Origin of the sequence: Cellulosimicrobium cellulans (assembly GCF_001722485.1) — a bacterium.
Classification (GTDB): Bacteria; Actinomycetota; Actinomycetes; order Actinomycetales; family Cellulomonadaceae; genus Cellulosimicrobium; species Cellulosimicrobium cellulans_A.
Window position 1 is genome coordinate 1 of sequence record NZ_LWGL01000139.1, and the last position, 8466, is coordinate 8466.

Sequence of the window (8466 nt, forward strand, 5' to 3'; positions counted from 1 at the left end):
CGCTGCGTGCGGGACGCGAGCACCGGGGGTGTCCCGAGTCTGCGAGAGCGGTGATTCGGATCGGTAAGCGGTCTGTTTCGGCGCTCGGTCCGGCGCGTTGCGGGCGTGTGACACGCCGCGTGCGGCGGCTTCTCCCAGCTCTGGGACGGCTACGACGACAACGGCGCGAGCGTCGCGGCGATCACCGGCCTGACGTTCACGAGCGTGCTGCTGTCGGTCGTCGGCTCGATCATCGGGTACCTCGTCACCGCGTTCTTCACGCGCGGCGCGCTCGACGAGACCGCGGGGCGCCGCCCGGACGTCGCGGCCTTCTTCCGGATCGGCAACGTCGTCAACGTCGTCCTCGCGGCCGTGCTCGTCTCGATCCTCACCACCGTCGGCCTGTTCCTGTGCATCCTGCCCGGGCTCGCCGTGATGGCCTTCTCGGTGTTCGTCTACAACGTCACGCTCGACCGGGACCAGGACGCGATCACCGCGATCCGCTCCAGCTGGTCGCTCGTCGCGAAGCGGTTCGGCTCCGTGCTCCTGCTCCTGCTCGCCCTGCTGGGCATCAACATCCTCGGTGCGATCCCGCTCGGTCTGGGCCTGTTCGTGACCATCCCGCTGACGTACGTGGCGGTCGCGTTCGCCTACCGCCGCCTCCTCGGCGAGCAGCCCGCCTGAGCGCCGCCGCTCAGCCCTGCGGGGCCGTGACGAAGTCGATGAGCTCCTCGACGCGCCCGAGCAGCGACGGCTCGAGGTCGGCGTAGGTGCGCACGGTGCCGAGGATCCGCTGCCACGCCCGCGCGACGTCGGCCTGCGACGCCGCGGGCCAGCCGAGCTCGCGCAGGATGCCGCGCTTCCACTCGGTGCCGCGCTCGATCACCGGCCACCGCTCGAGCCCGACGCGCGCGGGCTTGACCGCCTGCCACACGTCGACGTACGGGTGGCCCAGCACGAGGACCGTGCCCGCCGGCACCGTCCGCAGCGCGGCGTCGGCGATGCGCTGCTCCTTGCTGCCGGGCACGAGGTGGTCGACGAGCACGCCGACGCGGCGCTCGTGCGTCGGCGCGAAGTCGGCGAGCGCGTCGGCGAGGTTGTCGACGCCGTCGAGGAGCTCGACGACGACGCCCTCCACGCGCAGGTCGTCGCCCCACACCTTCTCGACGAGCTCGGCGTCGTGCTTGCCCTCGACCCAGATCCGGCTGCCGCGGGCGACGCGCGCCCGCTGACCCGCGACGGCGCGCGACCCCGAGGCCGTCCGCGCGGGCGCGGCCGGGGCCCGCGACGTCACGGGCGCGGTCAGCTCGACCGGCTCGCCGTCGACCCAGAACCCCGGGCCGAGCGGGAAGGAGCGCGTGCGCCCCGCCCGGTCCTCGAGGACGACGACGTGCATGCCGCCGGACTTCTCCACGCGCACGACGGCGCCGACCCAGCCCGTCTGCACCTCCTCGACGACGAGCCCGCGCTCCGCGGGCTGGGGCCGCGAGACGGGGCGGGCACGGTGGTGAGGGGCGGCGGTGCCGCCGAGGACGTCGGAGCCGTAGCGGTCGAGAGGCACGGCCACACCCTAGGATCGCCGCCCGCGACCCGCCCGGACCGACGCGCGGACGCTCGCACCGGGTGGTACGACGGACCGGTGACCCACACCCCGGACGAGGACCGTCAGCGCTGGCACGTGCTCTGGGTGTGCCTCGCGGTGGGCTTCATCACGACCCTCGACGTCTCGATCGTCAACGTGGCCCTGCCGTCGATCGAGGAGTCGCTCGGCGCCGGCCCCACCCAGCTGCAGCTCGTCGTCGCCGGGTACACGCTCGCGTTCGGCCTCGCCCTCGTGCCCGCGGGCCGCCTCGGCGACGCGGGCGGGCGCCGGCGGCTGTTCATCGCCGGCCTCGTCGGCTTCGCCGTCTTCAGCCTCGCGTCGGGCCTCGCGCCGGACGGCACGTGGCTGGGCGTCGCCCGTCTGTTCCAGGGCGTCAGCGCGGGGCTGCTCAACCCGCAGGTCGTCGGCCTCATCCAGCAGCTGTTCGCGGGGGCCGAGCGGGGGCGCGCGTTCGGGTTCTTCGGGGCCACGATCGGCGTCTCGACCGCGCTCGGTCCCGTCCTCGGCGGGGTGATCATCGCGCTCGCGGGCCCGGAGGACGGCTGGCGCTGGGTGTTCCTCGTCAACATCCCGGTCATCGCCGTGCTGCTGCCGTTCGCGTGGCGCCTCGTGCCCACGGCGGTGGTCGCCCGCGGTCCGCGGAAGCTCGACGCGGTGGGGCTCGCCCTGCTCGCCGTCGCGACGGTCGGCGTCATGCTCCCGTTCGTCACCACCACCGGCGTCGACGACGACCCGGCGCGCTGGTGGTGGCTCGCGCTCGGCGTCGGCGGCGCGGCGGTCGCCGTGGTCTGGGAGCGCCGCTACCAGCGGCGCGTCGGCGCGGCGGTGCTCGACCCGCAGGTGCTCGGCCTCGCGTCCTTCCGCAACGGGGCCCTGCTCGGCGCCGCGTACTTCGCGGGCTTCACCGGCATCTTCCTCGTCGTCACGCTGCACCTGCAGGACGACGTCGGGTACTCGCCGCTGCAGGCAGGGCTCGTCGGCACGCCGTTCGCGGTGGCGTCCGGGGTCTCGGCGTGGCTGTCCGGCCGTGCCGTCGCCCGCTGGGGCCGCCGGCTCGTCGTCGTCGGGCTCGGCCTCGTCCTCGCGGGGACCGTCGCGGCGGACCTCATCGTGCGCACGCTCGGGAACGAGCCCGGCCTCGTGGGCCCGGCGCTCGCGGGCGCGCTGCTCGTCGCGGGGGCCGGCAGCGGCCTGGTCATCGCGCCGAACCAGACGCTCGCCCTCGCGCACGTGCCCGTCGGCAGCGCGGGCGTGGCGGGGAGCATGATCCAGGTCGGGCAGCGCGTCGGGACGGCCGTGGGGGTCTCGATCGTCCTGTCCGTCTACTACGGCGGCCTCGCGAGCGGCGCCGACGGTGCGGCCGCGTCGGGACGCGCGATGCTCGTGACGATCGGCTTCGTCGCCGTGGCCCTCGTCGTCGGCGTGGTCGACCTGCGTTCGCGACGAGCGGAGGGACGCGGGACGTCCCCGGCGGGCGCGTAGGATTAGCACTCGGGGGTCGAGAGTGCCGACCCTGCTCCGACCGCCGCGGCGCCGTCCGCCGGGTCGGGCACGCGAGAGACGCGGGAGGTGGACGTGAGCGACGAACGGCGGCTCGAGGTCCTGCGGGCGATCGTGGAGGACTACGTCCTCACGCGCGAGCCCGTGGGGTCGCGCGTGCTCACGGAGCGCCACGACCTCGGCGTCTCGCCCGCGACCATCCGCAACGACATGGCCGCGCTCGAGGACGCCGGGTACATCGCCCAGCCGCACACCTCGGCCGGTCGCATCCCGACGGACAAGGGATACCGCCTCTTCGTCGACCGGCTGTCGAGCGTCAAGCCGCTGTCGGCGCCGGAGAAGCGGGCGATCGAGACGTTCCTGTCCGAGGGGGTCGACCTCGACGACGTCATCGCGCGCGCGGGGCGCCTGCTCGCGCACCTGACGGGGCAGGTCGCCGTCGTGCAGTACCCGTCGCTGCGGCGCTCGGGGCTGCGCCACCTCGAGCTCGTCCCGCTCGGCCCGGCCCGCCTGCTCGTGGTCATCATCACCGACACCGGGCGCGTGGAGCAGCGCACGCTCGAGGTCGCGAGCGTGCCGGACGAAGGCACGCTCGCCGAGGTCCGCGCGCGGCTCAACGCGGCCGCGGCCGGCAAGCGGCTCGCCGAGCTCACGCCGGGCTTCGCGCACGTCGCCGAGACCTTCCACCCCGACGACGCCCCGCTCGTGCGCGCGGTGGGCGACCTCGTCGCCCAGACGCTCGCCGAGGAGAGCGAGGAGCGCCTCGTCCTGGCCGGCACGGCGAACCTCGCGCGGGCCGGCATGCGGTTCGAGCACGCGCTGCGGCCCGTCCTCGAGGCGCTCGAGGAGCAGGTCGTGCTCCTCGGCCTGCTCACCGAGATGGCGGCGGAGTCCGGTGTGAGCGTCCGCATCGGCCACGAGACGCAGCTCGAGGGGCTGACGGAGACGTCCGTCGTGACGACGGGCTACGGTAACGACGGCGACACGGTGGCCCTGGTCGGCTCGATCGGCCCCACGCGCATGGACTACCCGGGGACCATCGCCGCGGTGCGTGCCGTCGCCCGGTACATGTCGCGGGTCCTCGGCACGTGACCCGCCCCGCCCGCACCCCTGGGAGCGGCCCCACGACCACCGACCACGCCGGGACCCCGTCCTGGCGACCGGCACCAGCAGAGAGTGACGTGTGAGCGACTACTACGAGATCCTCGGCGTGGCCCGCGACGCCAGCCCGGAGCAGATCAAGAAGGCGTACCGCAAGCTCGCCCGCGAGCTGCACCCCGACGTCGCGGGGGAGGACGCGGGCGACCGGTTCAAGGACGTCGCGCGCGCCTACGAGGTGCTGTCGAACCCGGAGAAGCGCCAGCAGTACGACCTCGGCGTCGACCCGACCGCGCCCGGAGGCGGTGCGGGCGGCCCGATGGGCGGCGGCTTCGGCTTCCAGGACATCTTCGAGACGTTCTTCGGCGGCGGCCAGGCGCAGCAGGGCCCGATCCCGCGCGCGCGCCGGGGCCAGGACGCGCTCGTGCGCCTCGACATCGACCTCGCCGAGGCGACGTTCGGCGCGCGCCGCGAGCTGCAGGTCGACACGGCCGTGGTCTGCGGCACGTGCGGCGGCACGTGCTGCCGTCCCGGGACGTCGCCGCGCACGTGCGAGGTGTGCCACGGCCGCGGCACGGTCCAGCGCGTCGCGCGCTCGTTCCTCGGCCAGGTCATGACGAGCGCCCCGTGCGCCGCGTGCCAGGGTTTCGGCACCGTCATCCCCGAGCCGTGCGCCGAGTGCTCGGGCGAGGGCCGCGTGCGCAGCCGTCGCACCGTCAGCGTGACGGTGCCCGCGGGCGTCGACACCGGGACCCGCATCAAGCTCACCGCGCAGGGCGAGGTGGGCCCCGCCGGCGGCCCCGCGGGCGACCTCTACGTCGAGATCCGCGAGCGCAGCCACGACACGTTCGTGCGCCGCGGCGACGACCTCCACTGCACCCTGCAGGTCCCCATGACCGCGGCGGCGCTCGGCACCGTGCTCGAGCTCGAGACCCTCGACGGGCTCCAGGAGATCGACCTGCGGCCGGGCACCCAGCCGGGGCAGATCGTCACGCTGAAGAACCTCGGCGTCGGGCACCTGCACGCGAGCGGGCGCGGCGACCTCAACGTGCACATCGAGGTCCAGGTCCCCACCGCGCTCGACGAGGAGCAGGAGCGGCTCCTGCGCTCCCTCGCGTCGCTGCGCGGGGAGGAGCGTCCCGAGCCGCGGCTGTCCGCCGCGCACCCGGGCGTCTTCTCGCGCCTGCGCGACAAGCTGTCCGGGCGCTGAGGGGCCGGCCCGTGGGGGAGTGGCTCCGGTGAGCGCGCCCGTCTTCCTCGCCGAGAGCGGTCTCGACCGCGTCGTCGCCGGGGACCGCTACGTCCTCGACGGCGCCGAGGGCCGCCACGCGGGGGTCGTGCAGCGCAAGGCGCGCGGCGAGCGCGTGGACGTGGTCGACGGCGAGGGGCTCCGGCTGCGCTGCGTCGTCGAGCAGGCGGACGCGGGCCGCGTGACGCTGCTCGTCCAGGAGGTCGACGTCGACCCGGCGCCGGACGTCGTCGTCACGCTCGTGCAGGCGCTCGCGAAGGGCGACCGCGACGAGATGGCGATCGAGGCCGCGACGGAGGTCGGCGTCGACCGGGTCGTGCCGTGGCAGGCCGAGCGCTCCGTCGTCGTCTGGCGCGGTGAGCGCGCGGCGAGGTCCCGCGCCCGCTGGCTCGGCACCGTCCGCACCGCCACGAAGCAGGCCCGCCGCGCCCGGCTGCCCGAGGTGGCCCTGCCCGTGGACTCGCGCGGCCTCGCCGCGCACGTCGGCGAGGTGGTGGCCGCGGGCGGTCGCGCGATCGTCCTCCACGAGGAGGCGACCACGGCGCTCGCCGACGTGCCGCTGCCCGCGCCGGCCGGGACCGGTACCACCGGCCCCGGCGCGGGCCCCGACACCGACGGCGCGCCGGAGGTGCTCGTGGTCGTCGGGCCCGAGGGCGGGATCTCGGAGCGCGAGATCGAGGCGCTCACGGCGGCGGGCGCCGTCGCGGCGCGGCTCGGGCCGCACGTGCTGCGCACGTCGACCGCGGGTCCCGTCGCGATCGCGCTGCTGGCGCAGCGGCTCGGCCGGTGGGGCGTCGGCGCCTGACGACCGCTCCGGCGGCGTCCCGGAGCGGGGCAGCGGCCCGTGGACTAGCCTCGGGCGCATGACGAGCACGGGCGCCTCCACCGACTGTCTGTTCTGCCGCATCGTCGCGGGCGAGCTGCCCGCCGACGTCGTCGCGACGAGCGAGCGCTCGATCGCGTTCAAGGACATCGACCCGCAGGCCCCGGTGCACGTCCTCGTCGTGCCGCGCGACCACCACGGCGACATCGCGCAGCTCGCGGCGGCCGACCCGGAGCTGCTCGGCGACGTCGTCGCGCTCGCGGACGAGGTCGCGGGCGAGCTCGCGGACGGCCAGTTCCGCCTCATCTTCAACTCCGGTCCCCGTGCCGGGCAGAGCGTGTTCCACGTGCACGGGCACGTGATCGCCGGCGCGGAGCTCGGGTGGTCGCCCGCCTGAGCGGGGCGCGGGGGACGACGGCCCTCCGCCCCGCGCGAAAGGGCGTGTCCGGGCGACGGCTGCTCGGTACGATGGTGGTGCCCCACGGTACGCATCCCTGGCCCGAACGAAGGAGCGCGACGGCGCAAGCCGGCTCATGACATCCCTCCCACGAGACACCGCACCCGACCCGGGGCGCTCCGGCGAGCACCGGGTCGAGCACCGCATCGTCATCCCGGGTCACGTGCCGATGGTCGCGCTCCTCGGCAGCGGCGACTCCGTGCTCCGCGCCGTCGAGGACGGGTTCCCCGCCGTGGACGTGCACGTGCGCGGCAACGAGATCGCCGTGTCGGGCCCGCCCGGCGAGGTCGCGCTCGCGTCGCGCCTGCTCGACGAGCTCGTCGAGGTCGTCGAGGCGGGCACGCAGCTCACGGCCGATGTCGTGCGCCGCTCGATCGGGATGCTCACCGCCGCGACCGCCTCGCGCCCCGCCGAGGTGCTCACGTTCAACATCCTGTCGAACCGCGGCCGCACGATCCGTCCCAAGACGGTCGGGCAGAAGCACTACGTCGACGCCATCGACGCGAACACCATCACCTTCGGCATCGGCCCCGCCGGCACGGGCAAGACGTACCTCGCGATGGCGAAGGCCGTCCAGGCGCTGCAGTCGAAGCAGGTCAACCGGATCATCCTCACGCGTCCCGCGGTCGAGGCGGGGGAGCGGCTCGGGTTCCTGCCGGGCACGCTCACGGAGAAGATCGACCCGTACCTGCGCCCCCTGTACGACGCGCTGCACGACATGATCGACCCCGACTCGATCCCCAAGCTCATCGAGGCCGGGACGATCGAGGTCGCGCCGCTCGCGTTCATGCGCGGGCGCTCGCTCAACGACTCGTTCATCATCCTCGACGAGGCGCAGAACACCACGTCCGAGCAGATGAAGATGTTCCTCACGCGGCTCGGCTTCGGCTCGAAGATGGTCATCACGGGCGACGCCACGCAGGTGGACCTCCCGGGCGGCACGTCGTCGGGCCTGCGCGTCATCGAGGACGTGCTCACGGGCGTGGACGACGTCGAGTTCTGCCGCCTGTCGTCGTCGGACGTGGTGCGGCACCGGCTCGTGAGCGACATCATCGACGCGTACGCGCGGTGGGACGTGGCCGCGGGCGCGCGCGGCCGCGAGGGCGACCGGCGCGGCCGGGGCGCGGACAGGGACCGACGGGCGAGGAACGACAGGTGAGCATCGAGGTCAACAACGAGACGGAGGCCCAGGTCGACGAGGCGGAGTTCGCCGCCCTCGCCCGCTACGTGCTCGACGCCATGCGCGTGCACCCGCAGAGCGAGCTGTCGATCCTCTTCGTCGACACCGACGTGATGAGCGAGCTGCACGTGCGGTGGATGGACGAGCCCGGCCCCACGGACGTGCTGTCCTTCCCCATGGACGAGCTGCGGCCCGGTCGCGACGGCGAGGTCTCCGGGCCGGGCCAGCTGGGTGACGTCGTGCTGTGCCCCGAGGTCGCCGCGCAGCAAGCCCGCGCCGCGGGCCACTCGACGGTGGAGGAGATGCTGCTCCTCACGACCCACGGGATCCTCCACCTGCTCGGCTACGACCACGTGGAGCCCGAGGAGGAGAAGGAGATGTTCGCGCTCCAGCGCAAGCTGCTCCTGACGTTCCTCGCGGGCCGGTGAGCGGCGAACCCGTCGCGCTCCTCGCGGCGCTGACCGTCCTGGCGGCCGCGCTGGCGGCGGCGCTGAGCGCGGGGGAGGCCGCCGTGCTGCGCGTGACGCGCGCCGCGGTCCTCGAGGCGACGGGTGCCGAGCCGACCGCGCGCGAGGGC

Annotated in this window: 9 protein-coding genes; 8 read left to right on the forward strand and 1 reads right to left on the reverse strand. The window is 74.7% G+C overall.

Annotated features, from left to right (window positions below):
* The first annotated feature begins 204 nt into the window (after nucleotides 1-204).
* Nucleotides 205-663, forward strand: a complete 459-nt coding sequence (locus JZ5iCDA_RS13415; protein WP_069387627.1) for a hypothetical protein — start codon at nucleotides 205-207, stop codon at nucleotides 661-663.
* A 10-nt stretch (nucleotides 664-673) separates the two neighbouring features.
* Here the strand turns inward: JZ5iCDA_RS13415 and JZ5iCDA_RS13420 are convergent, their stop codons facing one another.
* Complete coding sequence (locus JZ5iCDA_RS13420; RefSeq protein ID WP_069387634.1) at nucleotides 674-1540, reverse strand: DUF3097 domain-containing protein; 867 nt, start codon at nucleotides 1538-1540, stop codon at nucleotides 674-676.
* Nucleotides 1541-1618: 78 nt separating this feature from the next.
* Between JZ5iCDA_RS13420 and JZ5iCDA_RS13425 the strand changes: the two genes are divergently transcribed.
* From JZ5iCDA_RS13425 to ybeY, 7 genes are all read left to right on the forward strand, one after another.
* Nucleotides 1619-3064: an MFS transporter gene (locus JZ5iCDA_RS13425; protein ID WP_069387628.1), complete on the forward strand. Its 1446-nt coding sequence runs from the start codon at nucleotides 1619-1621 to the stop codon at nucleotides 3062-3064.
* 93 nt (nucleotides 3065-3157) lie between these two features.
* Nucleotides 3158-4174 (forward strand): heat-inducible transcriptional repressor HrcA, encoded by a 1017-nt coding sequence (gene hrcA / locus JZ5iCDA_RS13430; protein WP_069387635.1) that lies wholly within the window; start codon nucleotides 3158-3160, stop codon nucleotides 4172-4174.
* A 91-nt stretch (nucleotides 4175-4265) separates the two neighbouring features.
* Nucleotides 4266-5390 carry a molecular chaperone DnaJ gene (gene dnaJ / locus JZ5iCDA_RS13435; RefSeq protein ID WP_069387629.1) on the forward strand — a complete coding sequence of 375 codons (1125 nt, stop codon included), beginning with the start codon at nucleotides 4266-4268 and terminating at the stop codon, nucleotides 5388-5390.
* 28 nt (nucleotides 5391-5418) lie between these two features.
* Nucleotides 5419-6234, forward strand: a complete 816-nt coding sequence (locus JZ5iCDA_RS13440) for a 16S rRNA (uracil(1498)-N(3))-methyltransferase (RefSeq protein ID WP_069387630.1) — start codon at nucleotides 5419-5421, stop codon at nucleotides 6232-6234.
* A 58-nt stretch (nucleotides 6235-6292) separates the two neighbouring features.
* Entirely contained in the window at nucleotides 6293-6649 is a 357-nt protein-coding gene (locus tag JZ5iCDA_RS13445) for an HIT domain-containing protein (protein ID WP_069387631.1), read from the forward strand.
* Between the two features lie 136 nt (nucleotides 6650-6785).
* Nucleotides 6786-7868 (forward strand): PhoH family protein, encoded by a 1083-nt coding sequence (locus JZ5iCDA_RS13450; RefSeq protein ID WP_069387632.1) that lies wholly within the window; start codon nucleotides 6786-6788, stop codon nucleotides 7866-7868.
* A complete protein-coding gene (gene ybeY, locus JZ5iCDA_RS13455; protein ID WP_069387633.1) occupies nucleotides 7865-8317 on the forward strand; it encodes an rRNA maturation RNase YbeY in 453 nt (150 codons plus the stop codon). Before JZ5iCDA_RS13450 ends, ybeY begins: the two co-directional genes overlap by 4 nt.
* The last annotated feature ends 149 nt before the right edge of the window (nucleotides 8318-8466 follow it).